Origin of the sequence: Pseudaeromonas aegiceratis, assembly GCF_046254905.1 — a bacterium.
Lineage (GTDB): Bacteria > Pseudomonadota > Gammaproteobacteria > Enterobacterales > Aeromonadaceae > Pseudaeromonas > Pseudaeromonas aegiceratis.
Genome location: NZ_CP158016.1, coordinates 2,625,313 through 2,644,444 on the forward strand (window position 1 = coordinate 2,625,313; position 19,132 = coordinate 2,644,444).

Genomic DNA, 19,132 nt, shown 5'->3' on the forward strand with positions numbered 1-19,132 from the left:
CTTAAATCGCATCAGAAGGTGCGGCCAATGTTGAAGCTAAACACTTCGGTCTTGTCTCCCGGTTGCTTCTTCAGAGGATAAGCAAACGAGAAGACCAACGGCCCCATGGGAGAGAGCCACTGTAACGCTACGCCGGTCGACGCCCGGTAGAGGCTTGGATCGGAGTAATCGTAAAACTTGTCACAACCCGCAACGCACTGGGCATAGGTGTCGGGATCGAAGGTGGTATCCCATACCGAGCCGATGTCGAAGAACACCGAGGTTCTCAGCTGATTGCGGTAGGACTCGGAGGCAAAGGGCGTGGGCACGATGAACTCCAGGGATGCCACCGCCTGGGCGTTCCCCCCCACCGCGGTATTGGTGCCTACGGTACCGGCCTGGCCCTGATCGTTGGTCAGGTAGATGGCCTTGGGACCCACGGTATTGCTCTGGAAGCCACGCAGCCACTCGCTGCCACCGGCATAGTAGTTTTCGAAGAAGGGCAGCACCTGATCGAAGCCGTCAACCGAGCCGTAGCCATTGCCGTAGGCCATGCGGAAGCGACCGGCGATGACCCACTGATGGTCCTGATCCAGCGGCAGGTAGTTGCTGTTATCGAAGCTGAGCTTGTAGAACTGCAGATCCGAGCCCGGCACAGTGATCTTGCCGGTCAGTTGCTGACGGTTACCGGCGGTGGGGAACATCCCCTTGTTCAGGTAGTTGCGGGTCCAGCTGCTGGTGAAGTTGATGTTGTTAAACACCACCCGGCCCTGGGAATCGGTAGAGCCCGCATACAGGCTCCAGAACTTGCGGATCTGGGCATAGGACTTGAGCTGGGAGAGTTTGTTGTTCTCGAAGCCCAGGCCGTATTCCAGCCGGTTGTTCTCATTGATGGGGTAACCGAAGGTGGCACTCACCCCCAGGGTCTCGTTGTTGTAGTCCACCAGGTTGGCGTTACCGGCCTCAAACTTGGTGTAGTAAGCACGGCCCCCCAGACTGACCCCATCCATGGTGAAATAGGGGTCTGTGTAGCTGACGTCGTAGGTCTTGCTGTAGTCGTTCATGTTGAAGGTGAACGCCACCTTGTTGCCGGTACCCAGGAAGTTGTCCTGTTGCAGACCGAACTGCAGGCTGACCCCGGATTCGGTGCCGTAGCCGATACCGCCGGAGATGGAGCCCACCGGCTGTTCCTTGACCTTGACGTCCAGGTCCACCTGATCCTGGTGACCGGGAATGCGCTGTGGCTGGACATCCACCGTCTCGAAGAAGCCAAGGCGATTCAGGCGGCTCTTGGAACTTTCCACCTTCTCGTTGGAGAACCAGGCCCCTTCCATCTGGCGCATCTCGCGACGCACCACCTCGTCCCGGGTGATCTGGTTGCCGCTGATGTTGATGCGGCGCACGTGGATGCGGGCACCGGGCTCGACATTGATGTTGAGCTCCACCTCGTGGGTCTCATCGTTGATCACGGGATAAGTATGCACCTGGGGATAGGCGTAACCGAAACGGCCGAGGAACTTGGACAGACTCTCCTCGGTGTGGGTCACATCGGCGGCGGAGTAGAGGGCCCCCACCTCCAGCGGCACCAGGGCCTTGAGCTCGGACTCACGACCGATGAGATCGCCGCGCAGCTTGACCGCGCTGATCTTGTACTGTTCCCCTTCCTTGAGGTTGACCGTGATGTAGATGCCCTTCTTGTCCGGGGTCATGGCCACCTGGGTGCTGTCCACCCGAAAACGCAGATAGCCGCGGTCCATGTAGTAGGAACGCAGGGCTTCCAAGTCACCGGCCAGCTTCTGTTTCTGATACTTCTGATCGGCGATGAAGTTCCACCAGGGCTTGGAGTCCCGCAGGGACATCTGGGCCAGCAGCCGCTCCTCGCTGAACACCTTGTTACCGACGAAGTTGATCTGCTGGATCTTGGCCGACACCCCTTCGATGAAATTGAACTTCAAGGCCACCCGGTTGCGGGGCAAGGGCGTCACCACCGCCTGGATCTTGGCGGAGTACTTGCCCACGCCGTAGTAGAAGTCTTCCAGCCCCTGCTCCAGGCTGCGCAACACGGTGCGATCCAGCGCCTCGCCGACCCGGATGCCGGAAGAGTCCAGCGACTGTTTCAGCTGGTCTTCCTTGATGTCCTTGTTGCCGGCGAATTCGATGCTGCTGATGGTGGGGCGTTCCCGCACCTGCACCACCAGGGCATCCCCGTCCCGCTGCAGCTGGATATCTTCGAAGTTCCCGGTGGCATAGAGCTTCTTGATGGCACTGGCCATGGCCGCCTCATCAAGGGCGTCGCCGACCCGGATGGGCAAGTTGAGCAGGGCCGCCCCCAGGGTGACCCGTTGCAGACCTTCAACGCGAATATCTTTCACGACAAAGGAGGAGGAAGCCGCATGGGCACAGGGTGCCATCAGACTGACGCCCAGCAGGCAAGAGGCGGCCAGCGCTTTTCTTACAGCCATGTTGTTCTCTTTTGTCCTTATTCTGAGCCTATTAGAGGCGAGCGAAATCATTAAACAGGGCAATCGCCATCAGACAGACCAGGATGGCAGCGCCGAACTTGAATGCATACTCCTGAAATTTTTCAGGAACGGGGCGACCGGTCACGGCCTCCACCAGATAGAACAGCAGGTGGCCACCATCCAGGATGGGTAGCGGGAACAGATTGATAATCCCCAGATTAACACTGACCAGAGCCAAAAAGCCGAGGAAGTATACCAGACCGAATTCGGCACTGCTCCCCGCACCTTTGGCAATCGAGATCGGACCGCTGAGATTATCCAGGGAGAGGATGCCGGTTAGCAATTTACCCAGCATCGTCACTGTGAGGCCGATCATGTTCGCCGTCTTATCCAGGGCCTCCCCCACCGCCTTGATGGGACCATAGCGCAGCTCGAAACGGTATTGCTCCGGCAAGGGCTCCACGCTGGGGGCCAGGCCGGCAAAGCCAAACACCCGCTGGCCCTGCTCCTTGAGCACAGGCGTCAGCACCGTCTGCCGCTCCTGGCCATCCCGACGAAAGGTCAGGGTCAAGGGCGTATCCGGCGAGTCTTGCACCCGGTTCACCAGATAGGACCAGTCGGTGATGGGCTGACCATCCAGGGTCAACAGGGTATCCCCCGCCTGCAACCCCGCCTGCTCGCCAGGGCTGCCCGGGACCACCTGGGCCAGGGTCAGGGTCAGGGTCGGCCCCAGGGGCTCGATGCCCAGGCTCAGGATGGGCGATTCCTGCTCCGGATCAAAGTGCCAGCTATCCAGCGGCAGGGTGACCGTCTGTTCATCCCCCTGGGCGGTGCGCACCGTCAGGGCGGTGTCCCGTTCACCGATCCGGCGCACCAAGCCATAGGCCACCGACTCCCAATCCTGGGTGTCCCGGCCATCCACCTGCAATATTTCCATCTGGGGCTGCACCCCCGCCTGGGCGGCGATGGATTGGGGCGTGACCGTGGCCACCACGGGCCGCACCGCCGGCACGCCGATGAGGAACATCAGCCAGAAGGCAAACAGGGCGAAGACAAAGTTGGCCAAGGGGCCGGCGGCCACGATGGCAAAGCGCTTGGCCACCCGTTTGTGATCAAACGCCTCCGCCTCTTCGCCGGGCGCCAGCGGCTCCACCCGACCATCCAGCATCTTGACGTAGCCCCCCAAGGGGATGAGGGAGAGGGAGAATTCGGTACCGTACCTGTCTTTGCGGCTCCACAGTACCTTGCCAAAGCCCAACGAGAAGCGCAGGACTCGGACACCACACAGACGCGCCACATAGAAGTGACCCCATTCGTGGACGGCAATCAGGATGGCCAGGGCCACCACGAAGGAGGCCAGATTCCACAACACAGCAGTCATACACGCTCCTGGATCAGTTGCAGGGCCAGTCGCCGGGCCTCGTCATCCAACCCGAGGATGGCCGTGAGATCCGCGGCCGGCGCTCCAGCCAGCCGCTCCACCACACCGGCATTGATGGCGTGGATAGTGGTAAAACCGATCTGGCCGGCCAGGAAGGAGGCCACCGCCATCTCATTGGCCGCATTCAAGGCCGTGGTGGCCCCCTGCCCCGCCCAGCAGGCCTCCATGGCCAGCTTGAGGCCAGGATAGCGCTGATAATCCGGCGCCAGGAAGGTCAATTCCCCCAGGGCGCAGAAATCCAGCGGTGCCACCCCGGAAGCGATGCGGTCCGGGTAGCTCATGGCATGGGCGATGGGGGTACGCATGTCGGGCTGCCCCAGCTGGGCCAGCACGGAACCATCCTTGTACTGCACCATGGAGTGGATCACCGATTGGGGGTGGATCACCACCTGCATCTGCTCGGGCGCGGCATTGAACAGCCAGCGGGCCTCTATGTATTCGAGCCCCTTGTTCATCATGGTGGCGGAGTCCACCGAAATCTTGCGCCCCATGGACCAGTTGGGATGGGCCACCGCCTGCGCCGGCGTCACCGCCGCCAGCTGCTCTACCGGGGTATAGCGGAAGGGGCCGCCGGAGCCGGTCAACAGTATCTTGTGTACCCCGGCCGCCGCCAGATCGCAGAAGCCCAACTGCTGCTGCACGTCCCGCGGCAGGCACTGGAAGATGGCATTGTGCTCGCTATCCACCGGCAGTATCTTGGCACCCGACGCCCGGGACGCCTCCATAAACAAGGCCCCGGACATCACCAGGGCCTCCTTGTTGGCCAGCAGCACCGTTTTGCCCGCCTTGACCGCGGCCAACGCCGGCAACAGGCCGGCGGCACCGACGATGGCCGCCATCACCAGATCCACCTCAGCCAGCCGCGCCACCTCGCACAGCGCCTCGGCACCGCTCAGGACCTCGGTCAGGCTCTGCTGAGCGGCCAGTGCTTCCCGCAGCTGGCACGCCGCCGTCTCATCGGCCATCACCGCATAGCGGGGGGCGAACTCCAGACAGTCCGCCAACATGGCGGCCACATCACGGTTCGCCGCCAGGGCGGTAATGGCAAACGCCTGACGATGACGGCGGATGATATCCAGGGTGCTGCGACCGATGGAGCCAGTGGAGCCAAGCACGGTAACGCGTTGCATGCAACAGACCTTAATTAATCAGCAGATAACACAAAACAAAGATCGGCAAGGCGGCGGTCAGGCTGTCGATCCGATCCAGGACGCCACCATGGCCAGGCAACAGGGTGCCGGAGTCCTTGATGCCCACCTCACGCTTGAACAGGCTCTCGCTGAGATCCCCCAGCACAGAAGCCAGCATGGCCAGCAGGGAGCACAGCAGTATGCCCAGGGCCTGCGTCAGCGGGAAACCAGCCCACAGGGGTACAACCACTGCCAGGGCGCCGGCGATGACCAGCCCCCCCAGCAGGCCCTCGAGGGTCTTGTTGGGGCTCACCCGAGGCAGCATCTTGTGGCGCCCACACGTGCGACCGACGAAATAGGCGCCGCTGTCGGCACACCACACCAGGGCCATGACAAACAGCAGTATGAGCCCCCCCTGCCAGCCGGGGGCGGCACCGCGCAGCAGCACCAGGGCCCAGAAGAAAGGCAACAGGGTCAGGGCACCGAACAGCCCCTTCACCCCGTTGCGGCCGCGCCACCAGCGGGTGGCGGCGGGATAGCGCAACACCATGAACAGGGCCAGCAGCCACCACAGGCCGCCCAGGCTCAGGATCAGCAGCAACCAGGGGCTGGCCTGGCGCTCGGCCTGGCTCAAGGGGGCCAGCAGCGTCAGGGAACCGGCCAGCAGCAGGCCATAGATCAGTGGGATCAACCAACGGGGATACCCCGGGGTGAAGCGGGCCCACTCCCGGCAGGCCATCAGGTAAATCAGCACGGCGCCGCCCAGAAAATAGGGTTCCGGCAGGCAGAAGATCCAGCCCAACACCAGGATGACCAGAACCAGGGCGGTGATAATGCGTTGTCTCAAACAGGCGTCCTCACGAGGCAGGGTCAGGAGGCCGATTCGGCCAGCAGGGTGCGGATCTGCTCGCCGGTACAGCCAAAACGTCGTTCACGACCGGCGAAGGAGGCCACGGCCTCGGTGAAGGCCGCCTCGTCAAAATCAGGCCAGAGGGTAGGAGTAAAATAGAGTTCGGCATAGGCACACTGCCACAGCAGAAAATTGCTGATGCGGTGGTCACCACCGGTACGGATCAGCAGATCCACCGGTGCCTGATCCGCCAGACACAGCGCCTGACCGAGCCGGTGTTCATCCACATCCGCCACCGCCAGCTGACCGTCCGCCACCTGCTGCGCCAGCCGCTGGGCCGCCTGGGCGATATCCCAGCGCCCGCCATAGTTGGCCGCCACATTGAGAATGAGGCCGGAGTTGTCGGCAGTCAGGGCTTCGGCCTCGGCAATCTTCTTCTGCAACCGGGCACTGAAGCGGGCGCGATCGCCGATCACCCGCAGGCGGATGTTGTTGTTGTGCAACTTGCGCACCTCGCGCCCCAGCACATGGATGAAGAGCTCCATCAGGGCACTCACCTCATCCGCCGGGCGACGCCAGTTCTCGCTGGAGAAGGCAAACAGGGTCAGGGACTGCAGACCCAGTCGGTTGGCGATGGAGACACTCTGGCGTACCGCCAGCACCCCCGCCTTGTGGCCCGCCACCCGCAACTTGCCCCGTTGCTGCGCCCAACGGCCGTTCCCGTCCATGATGATGGCCACATGCTTGGGGAAGCAGGCCTGGGCCAGTTCATGCAAGGAGGTGGGTAACGACATGCTCTCTCTCCAATCGACAACGGGCCAATAAACAAACGGGCGCCCTGGGATAATCCACAGGGCGCCCGTACTATACCTGATGTAACAATCAGATTTCCATCAGCTCTTTTTCCTTGGCCGCCAGCACATCATCGATGCTCTTGATGAAGCCGTCGGTCAATTTCTGGATCTCTTCCTGGGCACGACGGTCGTCGTCTTCGGTGATTTCCTTGTCCTTGAGCAGGGCCTTGAGATCGCTGTTGGAGTCGCGACGCACGTTGCGCACGGCCACCCGGCCCTGCTCGGCTTCGCCACGCACCAGCTTGATCAGATCCTTGCGGCGCTCTTCGGTCAGGGGCGGCAGGGGCACGCGGATGGTGGTGCCGGCTGAGCTGGGATTCAACCCCAGATCGGAGGTCATGATGGCCTTTTCCACCGCCTGGATCAGGCTGCGGTCAAACACTGTGACGGCCAGGGTACGGGCATCTTCGGCGGTGACGTTGGCCACCTGACGCAGTGGCGTGGCAGAGCCGTAGTATTCCACCTGAATGCCATCCAGCAGCGCCGGCTGGGCGCGACCGGTCCGGATCTTGGACAGTTGGGACTTGAGCGCTTCCACGCTCTTGTTCATGCGATCTTTGGCATCGCGCTTAATTTCATTGATCACGGTCGTTATCCTTTTTCTCTGGCTGGGCCAATCGGGCCTATTCTAGCCCGACCAGCCACCTCGACGACAGCCGGGTTAGCTATTTTTGTGGTGGATCAGGGTACCTTCCGGTTCACCCATGATGACCCGCCGCAGGGCGCCGGGCTTGTTCATGTTGAACACGCGGATAGGCAGGTTGTGATCCCGGGCCAGGGTGAAGGCGGCCAGATCCATCACCTTGAGTTCCTTCTCCAGCACGTCGCTGTAATCCAGCTCGCTGAACAGCTGGGCATCGGGATGCTTCACCGGATCGTCGGAGTAGACCCCGTCCACCTTGGTGGCCTTCAGCACGCAATCGGCCTCGATTTCGATGCCCCGCAGGCAGGCGGCCGAGTCGGTGGTAAAGAAGGGGTTGCCGGTCCCGGCGGCGAAGATCACCACCTTGCCGGCCCGCAGTTGGCTGATGCCTTCGGCCCAGTTGTAGGAGCTGCAGATACCCTGCAGGCTGATGGCCGACATCAAACGGGCGTTCACATAAGCACGTTGCAGGGCGTCCCGCATGGCCAGACCGTTCATCACGGTGGCCAGCATGCCCATGTGGTCACCCACTACTCGGTTCATGCCCGCCTTCGCCAGGCCGGCACCACGGAACAGGTTGCCCCCGCCAATCACCAGGCCTACTTCCACGCCCAGTTCTACCAGCTCCTTGATCTCCTGCGCCATGCGGTCGAGGACTGCCGGATCGATACCGAAGCCTTCATCGCCCTGCAGGGCTTCACCACTGAGCTTCAACAGAATGCGTCTATAAGCAGCTTTTGGATTGGTACTCATCTTCTTCTTCCTGGTCATAGAAAGACCGCGACAGGTGTCGCGGTCTGAAACTGGCTTGGCGGTCCGGGCGATTAGCCCTTCATGGCAGCGATTTGAGCCTGAACTTCGGCGGCGAAGTCGGTCTCTTCCTTCTCGATGCCTTCACCCACTTCGAAGCGGACGAAGGTCACCACATCGGCGCCTTCCTTCTTCAGCAGGTCAGCCACCAGAATGGAAGGATCCTTAACGAAAGGCTGACCGGTCAAGGAGATTTCACCGGTGAACTTCTTCATGCGGCCTTCAACCATCTTCTCGGCGATCTCCTTGGGCTTGCCGGAGTTGATGGCGATTTCCACTTGGATTTCGCGCTCCTTGGCAACCACTTCGGCAGACACGTCTTCGGGCTTGACGAATTGCGGGCTGTTGGCAGCCACGTGCATGGCCAGATCCTTGGCCAGCTCTTCGTTGCCCGCCTTCAGGCTGGTGACAACGCCGATACGACCGCCGTGGATGTAGGTGCCCAGGGTCTCGCCTTCCACCAGGGTGACGCGACGCAGGTTCATGTTTTCACCGATCTTGGCGATCAGGTTGTTCAGGGTGACCTGCACGGATTCGCCGGCACCGAAGTCAGTTTCCTTCAGCACTTCTACGTCGGCAATCTTGCCGGCCAGGGCGATGTCAGCCACCTTGTCGCCAAAGGCGCGGAAGCTGGCGTCCTTGGCCACGAAGTCGGTTTCGCAGTTCAGTTCGATCAGGACGGCGACGTTGCCAGCGGAACGGGCGACGATCACGCCTTCGGCGGCGATACGACCAGCCTTCTTGGCAGCCTTGGCCTGACCGGACTTACGCATGTTCTCAATGGCCAGTTCGATATCGCCATCGGCTTCGGTCAGCGCCTTCTTGCAATCCATCATGCCCGCGCCGGTACGTTCGCGCAGTTCCTTAACCAGAGCGGCGGTAATGTTTGCCATGTCCTCTATCCTCGGTCTGAGTGAATTTGTTTAAAAAACAGGGGCCTTTAAGGGCCCCTGCCAACCATTACGACTGTGGTTAATAAGGGCAACACCCGAGGGTGTTGGGGGTCCTTATTAGTTGCTTTCTACGAAGCCGTCTTGTTCGGCTTGAGCAACGATGTCCAGTTCGCGAGCTGAGTTGACGGCATCGGCAGCAGCAGCCAGGTACAGCTGAACGGCACGGATGGCGTCATCGTTACCCGGGATGATGTAGTCAACGCCATCCGGGTTGGAGTTGGTATCAACGATGGACACAACCGGGATACCCAGGTTGTTGGCTTCCTTGATGGCGATGTGCTCGTGGTCGGCATCGATCACGAACAGCACGTCCGGCAGGCCGCCCATGTCCTTGATACCGCCCAGGCTCTTCTCCAGCTTTGCCATTTCACGGCCGCGCATCAGCGCTTCCTTCTTGGTCAGCTTTTCGAAGGTACCGTCCTGGGTCTGAGTTTCCAGATCCTTCAGACGCTTGATAGACTGACGAACGGTCTTCCAGTTGGTCAGCATACCGCCCAGCCAGCGGTGGTTAACGTAGAACTGATCGCAGGAAGCGGCGGCTTCCTTGACAGCTTCAGAGGCGGCGCGCTTGGTGCCCACGAACAGGATCTTGCCCTTCTTGGCAGCGGTGCTGCTCAGGAAGTTCAGGGCATCATCAAACATGGGAACGGTCTTTTCCAGGTTGATGATGTGAACGTTGTTGCGAGCGCCAAAGATGAAGGGCTTCATCTTCGGGTTCCAGAAACGGGTCTGGTGACCAAAGTGAACACCGGCTTGCAGCATGTCGCGCATAGAAACTTTTGCCATTTTAAACCTCTGTATTGGGGTTAGGCCTCCACACATCCCGTCACTCCGACCCTAAAACAGGCACCCCGGAGCAGGTCTCGATGTGTGTGTGTTGTTGATAAAAGATGGTTTAAGTCGTGACATTGACGACTCGGCGCGCTTTATACCATAAAAACCATGTCAGATGCCACCATCCCACGCAGGTGGCGGTCCGCTGCGTCGAATCTGGAACTTGCGTCGCTTAAACGATAGACTCTCTCATTTAGAGACATCCTTTGCGCTGGCCGCTGGCCATCGCCGGTTCGGAGCTGTTGCCACCCATGTCAGTGATATTGAAAACCCCGGAAGAGATAGAAAAAATGCGTGTAGCCGGCCGCCTGGCGGCCGAGGTGCTGGAGATGATCGCGCCCCACATCCAGCCTGGCGTCACCACGGCCGAACTCGACCGCCTGTGTCACGAGCATATCGTCAATGTCCAGCAGGCGATCCCCGCGCCCCTGAACTATCACGGTTTCCCCAAGTCCATCTGCACCTCCATCAATGAGGTGGTCTGCCATGGCATCCCCAACCACAAGAAGCTGCGGGAAGGGGACATCATCAACCTGGATATCACCGTCATCAAGGATGGCTACCATGGCGATACCTCCGCCATGTACATCGTCGGCCAGACCAGTCCGCGCAACCGCAAGCTGTGTGAGATCGCCCAACAGAGTCTGTACGCCGCCATTGGCAAGGTGAAGGCCGGGGCCTGCCTCACCGACATAGGTGCCGTCATCCAGCCCATGGCCGAAGCCGCCGGCTTCTCCGTGGTGCGGGACTACTGTGGCCACGGCATCGGCAAGGGCTTCCACGAGGAGCCCCAGGTGTTGCATTACCGCAACGGCCACAAGCTGACGTTGCAGGCCGGCATGTGCTTCACCATAGAGCCCATGATCAACGCCGGTGGCTACCGTTGTAAGGTGGATCGCAAGGACGGCTGGACCGTCACCACCGCCGACCGTCAGCCTTCTGCCCAGTACGAGCACACCCTGCTGGTCACCGACACCGGCTGCGAGGTGCTGACTCTGCGGGCCGACGAGCAGCTCGAACGCCACATCATTGCCGGATAACCTCAAGGCGCCTTCGGGCGCCTTTTGTCTTGAGAGGGACCTCATGCTACCCAGTCAGCTGGCTCCGAGCCTGTTACCGGACGACCAACTCACCCTGCCCCTGTGTAAACAATATCTGCAGCAGTTCCAGACCTGGCTGGCCGACCGGTTTGCCGCCGGCGACGATGTGATGGAGCTGGTCAGCGCCCGCACCCTGTTCACCGACCAGCTATTGTGCCGCCTGTGGGAACGCTTTGGCCTACACCAGCATCCCCAGCTAGCCCTGGTGGCCGTGGGCGGCTACGGCCGTGGTGAGCTGCATCCCCACTCCGACATCGACATCCTGATCCTGAGCAAGAAGAGTCTGGCTCCCACCACAGGCGAGACGGTGAGCCAGTTCCTCACCCTGCTCTGGGATCTGCGGCTCGAGGTGGGCCACGCGGTGCGCAGCGTCAAGGAGTGTGTCCGCCAGGGCAAGGACGACATCACCATCGCCACCAACCTGCTGGAGGCCCGTCTGCTCACCGGCAGCCAGGCCACCTTCAAGGATCTGCAGACCGCCACCCTCCCGCGCAAGTTCTGGCCCAGCGATGCCTTCTTCCGTGCCAAGCGTGAGGAGCAGGCTCTGCGCTACCAGCAGTTCAAGGACACCGCCTACCTGCTGGAGCCGGATATCAAGCAAAACCCCGGCGGTCTGCGGGATATTCAGACCCTGGCCTGGGTGGCCCGCCGCCAGCTGGGCGCCACCACCTTGTATGAGATGACCAGCTTCGGTTTCCTCAATCAGGCGGAATACCTGGAACTCAAAGACTGTCAGGCGTTTTTGTGGCGCATCCGCTTCGCCCTGCATCTGGTCATCGGCAAGAACGATAACCGTCTGCTGTTTGACCGCCAGCGCCTGGTGGCCAAGGAGCTGGGCTATCCCGGCGAAGGCAATGCGCCGGTAGAGCAGATGATGAAGCGCTTCTACCAGACGGTACGCCGGGTGGCGGAGCTGAACGACATGCTGCTGCAGCTGTTCGATCAGGCCATCCTGGGCAACGAGGAACCCCAGGTCTGTGCCCTGAATGAGAAGTTCCTGCTGCGCGGCAGGCTCATCGATATACGGGATCCCAGCCTGTTTGCCCGGGATCCGGCCAGCATCCTCGAGCTGTTCTACCAGGTGGCGGAACACCCCCAGGTCACCGGCATCTACGCCGGGTGTCTGCGGCACCTGCGGGATGCCCGGCGCAGCCAGGTCATCGCCCTGCAGGAGTTGCCGGAGTGCCGGCGACTGTTCATGGCCATACTACGTCACCCCAACGGGGTCGGCATCCCCCTGACCCTGATGCACCGCCACGGGGTGCTGGCCGCCTACCTGCCCCAGTGGGGACAGATAGTGGGCCAGATGCAGTTCGACATGTTCCACGCCTACACGGTGGACGAGCACACCCACCGCCTGCTGGTGAACATCAATCGCTTCACCCGGCCGGACAATCCCAAGGAGCAGCCCCTGTTCCGCGAGGTACACAGCCGGTTGGCCAAGCCGGAGCTGCTCTGCCTGGCCGCCCTGTTCCACGACATCGCCAAGGGGCGTGGCGGCGATCACTCCGAACTGGGGGCCAGCGATGCCCTCTACTTCTGCCAACTGCACGGCCTGGATCGCTCCGACAGCCGCCTGGTGGCCTGGCTGGTACGCCATCACCTGCTGCTCTCCGTCACCGCCCAGCGCCGGGACATCTACGATCCGGATGTGGTCACCGAGTTTGCCCAGAAGGTGCGGGACGAGCAGCACCTGGCCTACCTCTACTGCCTGACGGTGGCGGATATCTGCGCCACCAATGACAGCCTGTGGAACGACTGGAAAGGCACCCTGCTCAAGGAGCTGTACTTTGCCACCCTCAAGGCCCTGCGTCTGGGTCTGGAGAACCCGCCGGATCTGCGCCTGCGGATCCGGGACAACCAGAGCGCGGCACTGCAACTATTGCAACAGCAAGGCATCCCGGAGGCCGCAGCCGCCCTGCTATGGCAGCAGTTCAAGGCCGATTACTTCCTGCGCATGACCCCGGAGCAGATCGCCTGGCATACCCAGCACATACTGCGCCACGGTGACAGCGATGAGCCGCTGATCCTGTTCGGCCACCACAAGACCCGCGGCGGCACTGAGCTGTTCCTCTATTGCCGGGACATGCCCAACCTGTTTGCCCTGGTGGCCTCGGCACTGGATCACAAGAACCTGGACATTCACGATGCCCAGATCATGATCTCGAAAAACGGCTTCGTGATGGACACCTTCGTGGTCCTGGAGCCCAACGGCGAACATGTGGCGGCGGAACGGCTGACCCTGGTGCGCCAGGCCCTGGAGCAGCTGCTGAGCCACCCGGAGCAACCGCTACCGCGCCACAAGGCGCCGTCGCGCCGCCATCGCCAGTTCCAGGTGCCCACCTGCGTCAATTTCCTGCCCAGCAAGGGTGACAAGCAACACAGCCTGATCGAGCTCATCACCCTGGACAGACCCGGCCTGTTGGCCAAGATTGGCGCCGTATTCCAATCCAACCAACTGGCCGTGCACTCGGCCAAGATCACCACCATAGGCGAGCGGGTCGAAGACTTCTTCAGCCTCAGCCGACTCGATGGCAGCCCGTTGGACGAAACAGACCGTCAGCAGTTGGAAGAAAAATTGGTAACGCAGCTAAATCCGGCGACGGATGTGTGATAAAAAGAGAACCATTTTTTGGAAGGGAGACAAAAATGACCGAGTTACAACGCATCATCGAGGACGCCTTTGAGCGTCGCGATGCCATCACCCCCACCAGCGTGGATCCGGTGACCCGTGCCGCCATCCTGCAGACCATCGAATTGCTGGATGCCGGGACCGCCCGGGTGGCCGAAAAAATCGCCGGCGAGTGGGTCGTGCATCAATGGCTGAAAAAAGCGGTGCTGCTCTATTTTCGGATCAACGAAAACCAGGCCGTGGCCGCTCCTGGCACCCAGTATTATGACAAGGTGCCCCTGAAGTTTGCCGACTACACTCCCGAGCGTTTCAAGCAAGAATCCATCCGGGTAGCGCCGCCTGCCACTGTGCGCAAGGGCGCCTTCATTGCCCCCAATGCCGTGCTGATGCCCTCCTATGTCAACATCGGCGCCCGCGTCGGTGAAGGCACCATGGTCGACACCTGGGCCACCGTCGGCTCCTGTGCCCAGATCGGTGCCAATGTTCACCTGTCCGGCGGTGTCGGGATCGGTGGCGTGCTGGAACCCCTGCAGGCCAACCCCACCATCATCGAAGACAACTGCTTCATCGGTGCCCGTTCCGAAGTGGTGGAAGGGGTGATCGTGGAAGAGGGTTCCGTGATCTCCATGGGCGTCTTCATCGGCCAATCCACCCGCATCTATGACCGCGAAACCGGCGAGATCCACTATGGCCGCGTGCCCGCGGGCTCAGTGGTAGTTTCCGGCAACCTGCCCTCCAAGTGCGGCAAGTACAGCCTCTACTGCGCCGTCATCGTCAAGAAGGTGGATGCCAAGACCCGCTCCAAGGTCGGTATCAACGCCCTGCTGCGCAGCATCGACTAAGCGCTTCACCGCCGCGTGAAATGACCAAGGGCGCCCAGGCGCCCTTTTGTTTTATCTGATATCCCCCAGCACTGGCCAGCGCACAAATAAAAAAAGGGAAGCCGCAGCTTCCCTTGTTGTTCAGACCTTAGGTCTTAGTGGGTTTTGATCCACTGGTCCATGTCGGTCTTCAGGTTGTCAGACTTGGTGCCGAAGATGGCTTGAACACCGGAGCCAGCCACCACGACCCCAGCCGCGCCCAGTTGCTTGAGCTTGGCTTGGTCAACCTTGGCCACTTCCTTCACGCTGATGCGCAGGCGAGTGATACAGGCATCCAGGTTGGTGATGTTTTCCTTGCCACCGAAGGCAGTGACCAGTTGCTCAGCCATGAAGTGCTCGGCCATGTCGGCAACAGATTCTTCTTCAGCGGTGTCTTCACGACCCGGGGTCTTAAGATCCCACGCCTGGATGGCTACGCGGAAGACCACGTAGTAGATGGCAGCGTAGATCAGGCCGACAACCGGGAACAGCCACATCTTCTGCGCGTGAGCAGACAGCACCACGAAGTCAATGAAGCCGTGGGAGAAGGAGGTCCCGTGTACCATGCCCAGCAGGTTGGTGACCACAAAGGCAGAACCAGCCAGCAGCGCATGGATGGCGTACAGAACCGGAGCAACGAACAAGAAGGAGAACTCGATCGGCTCGGTGATACCGGTCAGGAAAGAGGTCAGCGCGGCGGAGATCATGATACCACCGATCTTGGCGCGGTTTTCCGGCTTGGCAGAATGCCACATGGCGATGGCGGCAGCAGGCAGACCGTACATCTTGAACATGTAACCACCAGCCAGCTGACCGAAGCCGTGACCGGCTGCGCGAGAGGCGTCATCGGCAGACAAGTAGCAGGTCAGCACGCCGTGCAGGGTTTCACCGGTATTGCTGACGCAATCACCAGCCTGGAAGAAGAAGGGCACGTTCCAGATGTGGTGCAGACCGAAGGGGATCAGAGAACGCTCTACGATACCGTAGATACCGTAGGCAACGGTCGGGTTCTGGTAGGCAGCCCAGTGAGAGAAGGCGTTGATGGCGCCACCGATGGGGGGCCAAATGAACGCCATAACCACAGCAGCCAGGATGGCGGCAAAGCCAGTGATGATGGGCACGAAACGCTTACCGGCGAAGAAGCCCAGGTAGTCAGGCAGTTGGATACGGTAGAAGCGGTTGAACATATACGCCGCGATACCACCAGCAACGATACCGCCCAGTACCCCAGTTTCGGAGACCTTGCTCACCATGTCAGCATAGTTGGCAGCGGTCGGATCCAGACCAGCCACCACAGGGGCAACCACGGTCAGGGTCTTGGTCAGAATGGCGTAGCCAACGGTGGCCGCCAGGGCGGAGACGCCGTCGTTGTTGGTGAAGCCCAACGCGACACCGATAGCGAAGATCAAAGCCATGTTGCCGAAAACGGCACCACCGGCTTGCTCCATGATTTGAGAAACAATGGCTGGCAACCAGCTGAACTTGGCGGCACCGACGCCCAGCAGAATACCTGCTACGGGCAGTACGGACACTGGCAACATCAGCGATTTACCGACTTTTTGCAGGTTGGCAAATGCATTTTTGATCATAGTGTTTGAGCTCCTGAGGAGTGTGCATCCTTTAAGGTTTATTGCAATACACCGGGCTCTGTTTAAACCAGAACCTTCTGATTTTTACGAGTGTATTCAACGAGGGGACTATAACTTGAACTCAGGATGAAGCGATTAACGGAATGATAAAAACGAAGGGAGGATCACAAAGAAAGTTCTTACAAAACAGAAGCTTAAATTCTGAAACAATATTTCACTATCAGCTTATCAAAAGAACATGACAAATATAGTTTCAGTTTGGTTAGTAATATTTGCGATATAAAACCCAATATTTCAAGGCTGACTCTAATGGTAACGCAACGTAACAACGTGAAATGGTTAACAGATCGGTCTAGCCAATGAAAAGACAGAGAGGATTGTTCCTTTTGGGGCCAATCTAGCATCCCCCTGGCATTATTCCTACTGTTTTGATTTTTGGCATAAAAAAGCCGAGCACAATGGCTCGGCCTTGATGTCAGCACTCGCTCAACGCTGTGTCTGTTTAACCGCCTGGATAAAGGTATCCTTGGCACTGCGGGAACCCGCCCGCTCAGCCTCGGCCGCCAGGGTCATCGCCTTGCTGATATCACCGGCCTGCACGGCTTGCAATATCATCTGGTTATACATCTGCTCGGTTTCGGTCAGCATGACGGCAGAAGAGCTAGCCGCCGGCTGGGCAACCACTTGGGCATTGGGAGCCACGATGGCATTGTTGGCAGTCGACTGTGCCGTTGCCGTGCTGCTGGCTGCGACGGCCACGGGAGCCGCCACCTGCAACTTATTGGGTGCGGCCGCGGCGGCAGCAGCCTGAGCGGACTGCGGACGATACGCGGTATCCTGCGGACCATAAGTGGGCTTGAAGATGTTAGTCAGCCCAGTGTCGTTGGACATGTCCTCCAGCGAGATCTTGACCAGACCCCAGGGAGAATGGGGAATTTCCGGATCAGGCAAGCCAGGATCCACCACCGCCAGTGACTTAGCCATCAGCTTGGAAGGGTGTATGGTCTTGGTCAGCTCTCCCAGTTGGTTATTGGGCGTGTAGAGAACCATGTAGGTCTCGTTGTTGGGGTTGCCAACATAGGTACGATCGACACTGAACACCCCTTCAATCCGGTCACCGTCCATCAGATGAACCGGCTCGTAGTGGAAGATGGTGTCATCAATCACCCGTGTCACGTGGAACTGGCTATCCAGCATGACAATCTTGGGTTTGAAGACCGTCTTGTCGATTTGCGCGGCAATGGTAATGCGCAGGTCTCCGCTATTTTGCGGCAGCTGATAGGCGGCGAAGAAACTCTTGCCGTCTGCAAACGCATAGACAGGTGAGGATCCATCGATCACCACCAAAGAATCGAAATCGGCCGGGATGGCGGTGTAAGGGAAATTGGCTACATTAGCGCAGCAACTGCTGGACTGGGACAAGGCGTCCATGGCCTGCTGCCGATTATCCAAAACGGCTTTGTATTGGCTGGTCGGCACAACCATATTTTCCACGGTTGAACAGGCGCCCAACATCGCTGCCAATAACACTATGGTCAATCTCGTCGCTTTCATCCAAACACCTTTTTATGGTTAAAAAAAATGCCCCCGTTAGACGGGGGCAGTCTTAACTAGGTCAGCTTAGCTTACCACCAGGCTTCGGCTTGTACACCAAAGTTCCAAGTGCTGCTGTCGTCGCCACCGTTGAACGGAGTTTGTTCAGTATCGCTCTGCCAAGCCTTACCACCTACATCCAGGTAGGTTGCGTAGATACGGATTTCCGGACGAGCCCAGAAGCCCTTACCAGCGGTGAAGGCTTGAGCAACAGTGTACTTGGCACCGTTGTAACCGTCGCTAGAGTGACCATTCACATAAGAGATGGAGTCATCATGATAACCAACTTCCAAGATGGTCTTCATGTTGTCGTTCCACTTGTAAACCGGACGCACTACAGCAGAGAAGGTTTCATACTTGTCGCTGTAACCAGAATTCCAGTCGTTAGCTACACCATAAACCAACTGGTGGCTGATGTCCCAGCTGTCGCCCAGGGAGATAACACCGTGGTTGATGATGCGGAAGCCGTCAGCACCCTTAGAGGTTTCGGCGCCGTACCAGCTACCGTCACCGTAGAAGGCGAAGCTCTTGGCATAACCTTCGGTACCGTATTGCAGCACGGTCTTGTTAAAGCCACCCAGCAGACCTTGGGTCAGTTCGGCGGTGATCATGACGCCATCCTTCAGGTCCGGGTTTTCGTCATCCTGAGAGTCGGTCGGGTTAACGATGGCATAGTCTACGCCCAGTTCCAGGGAAGCATCGCTCCACAGGGGGATACCAGCGTAGCGGGCGTCAAGGGTATTGACGTTCAGGTTACCAGTCACACCGGTACCTTCGCTGGAAGCACGGTCGTTACGTACCCAGGCCAGGGACAGTTGGCCAGGACCAGCCTGGATGCCTTCGATACCGGCGCCGGCACCGGAGATGTTCCAGTAGTAGAAGTCGGAGATATGGATGTCATGACGTTGGTAGAAACGCTTACCGGCCCACAGGGTCTCGTTGCCACCGAACAGGTTCTTGGCCTGGACGTTGAATTGACGCAACGCGAAGTTAGCATCTTCGTTGGTGGTATCTTCCCAGTCATTGGAGCCATCGGAAGTCACAGCCAGCATTGAGTCAACGTAGAAGGACTTGCCGGCCTTGTTGTAGACTTCTTGACCCAGTTGCAGCTCACCGTAGGTGTCAGCTTCGTTGCCCAGACGACCAACCTTGTTCTTTTCGTAAGTCTGAGTAGACCCATCTTGGGAGATGCCCACACCAGAACGCATATAACCATGGAAATCAACGGCGGAAGCGGAGGCAGAAGCCAGCGCCATTGCCACTGCTGCAGAAATTGGAAGCCACTTTGCTTTCATAATTGTTCCTTATATCCCTTGTTGGGTAACTGGATTTAATCGCGGAAACTGATCATCAGATGGAGTCATCTAACGACTGCCCGGGGGCCATTATAGGGATCCCCTCC

The 19,132-nt window shown here is 59.5% G+C and carries 15 protein-coding genes; 3 read left to right on the forward strand and 12 right to left on the reverse strand.

Annotated elements, in window-relative coordinates:
• Positions 1-11: 11 nt before the first annotated feature.
• From bamA to rpsB, 9 genes are all read right to left on the reverse strand, one after another.
• Positions 12-2,441, reverse strand: coding sequence for an outer membrane protein assembly factor BamA (bamA, locus tag ABHF91_RS12370; protein WP_409420576.1), 2,430 nt, complete (start codon positions 2,439-2,441; stop codon positions 12-14).
• Positions 2,442-2,472: 31 nt separating this feature from the next.
• Positions 2,473-3,822: a sigma E protease regulator RseP gene (gene rseP / locus ABHF91_RS12375; protein ID WP_409420577.1), complete on the reverse strand. Its 1,350-nt coding sequence runs from the start codon at positions 3,820-3,822 to the stop codon at positions 2,473-2,475.
• Entirely contained in the window at positions 3,819-5,012 is a 1,194-nt protein-coding gene (gene ispC, locus ABHF91_RS12380) for a 1-deoxy-D-xylulose-5-phosphate reductoisomerase (RefSeq protein ID WP_409420578.1), read from the reverse strand. The genes rseP and ispC overlap by 4 nt, the downstream gene beginning before the upstream one ends.
• A 10-nt stretch (positions 5,013-5,022) precedes the next feature.
• Complete coding sequence (locus ABHF91_RS12385; protein WP_409420579.1) at positions 5,023-5,859, reverse strand: phosphatidate cytidylyltransferase; 837 nt, start codon at positions 5,857-5,859, stop codon at positions 5,023-5,025.
• A 23-nt stretch (positions 5,860-5,882) separates the two neighbouring features.
• On the reverse strand, positions 5,883-6,656 hold the full coding sequence (gene uppS / locus ABHF91_RS12390) for a polyprenyl diphosphate synthase (protein WP_409420580.1): 774 nt from the start codon (positions 6,654-6,656) through the stop codon (positions 5,883-5,885).
• A gap of 88 nt (positions 6,657-6,744) precedes the next feature.
• Complete coding sequence (gene frr / locus ABHF91_RS12395) at positions 6,745-7,302, reverse strand: ribosome recycling factor (RefSeq protein WP_409420581.1); 558 nt, start codon at positions 7,300-7,302, stop codon at positions 6,745-6,747.
• Positions 7,303-7,377: 75 nt separating this feature from the next.
• Positions 7,378-8,112, reverse strand: coding sequence for a UMP kinase (gene pyrH / locus ABHF91_RS12400; RefSeq protein WP_409420582.1), 735 nt, complete (start codon positions 8,110-8,112; stop codon positions 7,378-7,380).
• Positions 8,113-8,183: 71 nt separating this feature from the next.
• Positions 8,184-9,062 carry a translation elongation factor Ts gene (gene tsf / locus ABHF91_RS12405; RefSeq protein WP_409420583.1) on the reverse strand — a complete coding sequence of 293 codons (879 nt, stop codon included), beginning with the start codon at positions 9,060-9,062 and terminating at the stop codon, positions 8,184-8,186.
• A gap of 117 nt (positions 9,063-9,179) precedes the next feature.
• On the reverse strand, positions 9,180-9,908 hold the full coding sequence (gene rpsB / locus ABHF91_RS12410; protein WP_409420584.1) for a 30S ribosomal protein S2: 729 nt from the start codon (positions 9,906-9,908) through the stop codon (positions 9,180-9,182).
• Between the two features lie 299 nt (positions 9,909-10,207).
• On the opposite strand from rpsB, the gene map reads away from it, so the two are divergent.
• Genes map through dapD form a run of 3 tightly spaced genes read left to right on the forward strand, consistent with a single transcriptional unit; the run spans position 10,208 to position 14,530 of the window.
• Entirely contained in the window at positions 10,208-10,996 is a 789-nt protein-coding gene (map, locus tag ABHF91_RS12415; protein ID WP_409420585.1) for a type I methionyl aminopeptidase, read from the forward strand.
• 43 nt (positions 10,997-11,039) lie between these two features.
• Complete coding sequence (glnD, locus tag ABHF91_RS12420) at positions 11,040-13,670, forward strand: bifunctional uridylyltransferase/uridylyl-removing protein GlnD (protein WP_409420586.1); 2,631 nt, start codon at positions 11,040-11,042, stop codon at positions 13,668-13,670.
• 35 nt (positions 13,671-13,705) lie between these two features.
• Positions 13,706-14,530, forward strand: coding sequence for a 2,3,4,5-tetrahydropyridine-2,6-dicarboxylate N-succinyltransferase (gene dapD / locus ABHF91_RS12425; RefSeq protein WP_409420587.1), 825 nt, complete (start codon positions 13,706-13,708; stop codon positions 14,528-14,530).
• A 134-nt stretch (positions 14,531-14,664) separates the two neighbouring features.
• Here the strand turns inward: dapD and ptsG are convergent, their stop codons facing one another.
• The 3 genes from ptsG to ABHF91_RS12440 form a co-directional block, all read right to left on the reverse strand.
• Complete coding sequence (gene ptsG / locus ABHF91_RS12430; protein WP_409420588.1) at positions 14,665-16,137, reverse strand: PTS glucose transporter subunit IIBC; 1,473 nt, start codon at positions 16,135-16,137, stop codon at positions 14,665-14,667.
• 486 nt (positions 16,138-16,623) lie between these two features.
• Complete coding sequence (locus ABHF91_RS12435) at positions 16,624-17,691, reverse strand: MalM family protein (protein ID WP_409420589.1); 1,068 nt, start codon at positions 17,689-17,691, stop codon at positions 16,624-16,626.
• Positions 17,692-17,762: 71 nt separating this feature from the next.
• Entirely contained in the window at positions 17,763-19,025 is a 1,263-nt protein-coding gene (locus tag ABHF91_RS12440; RefSeq protein ID WP_409420590.1) for a maltoporin, read from the reverse strand.
• Between the last annotated feature and the right edge of the window lie 107 nt (positions 19,026-19,132).

Excerpts from the sequence above, each read along its gene's own strand:
- ABHF91_RS12435 (WP_409420589.1), bottom strand. The coding sequence starts at position 17,691 with ATGAAAGCGACGAGATTGACCATAGTGTTATTGGCAGCGATGTTGGGC.
- map (WP_409420585.1), top strand. The coding sequence starts at position 10,208 with ATGTCAGTGATATTGAAAACCCCGGAAGAGATAGAAAAAATGCGTGTA.
- ABHF91_RS12440 (WP_409420590.1), bottom strand. The coding sequence starts at position 19,025 with ATGAAAGCAAAGTGGCTTCCAATTTCTGCAGCAGTGGCAATGGCGCTG.
- ptsG (WP_409420588.1), bottom strand. The coding sequence starts at position 16,137 with ATGATCAAAAATGCATTTGCCAACCTGCAAAAAGTCGGTAAATCGCTG.
- rseP (WP_409420577.1), bottom strand. The coding sequence starts at position 3,822 with ATGACTGCTGTGTTGTGGAATCTGGCCTCCTTCGTGGTGGCCCTGGCC.
- rpsB (WP_409420584.1), bottom strand. The coding sequence starts at position 9,908 with ATGGCAAAAGTTTCTATGCGCGACATGCTGCAAGCCGGTGTTCACTTT.
- glnD (WP_409420586.1), top strand. The coding sequence starts at position 11,040 with ATGCTACCCAGTCAGCTGGCTCCGAGCCTGTTACCGGACGACCAACTC.
- tsf (WP_409420583.1), bottom strand. The coding sequence starts at position 9,062 with ATGGCAAACATTACCGCCGCTCTGGTTAAGGAACTGCGCGAACGTACC.
- uppS (WP_409420580.1), bottom strand. The coding sequence starts at position 6,656 with ATGTCGTTACCCACCTCCTTGCATGAACTGGCCCAGGCCTGCTTCCCC.
- ispC (WP_409420578.1), bottom strand. The coding sequence starts at position 5,012 with ATGCAACGCGTTACCGTGCTTGGCTCCACTGGCTCCATCGGTCGCAGC.
- dapD (WP_409420587.1), top strand. The coding sequence starts at position 13,706 with ATGACCGAGTTACAACGCATCATCGAGGACGCCTTTGAGCGTCGCGAT.
- pyrH (WP_409420582.1), bottom strand. The coding sequence starts at position 8,112 with ATGAGTACCAATCCAAAAGCTGCTTATAGACGCATTCTGTTGAAGCTC.
- bamA (WP_409420576.1), bottom strand. The coding sequence starts at position 2,441 with ATGGCTGTAAGAAAAGCGCTGGCCGCCTCTTGCCTGCTGGGCGTCAGT.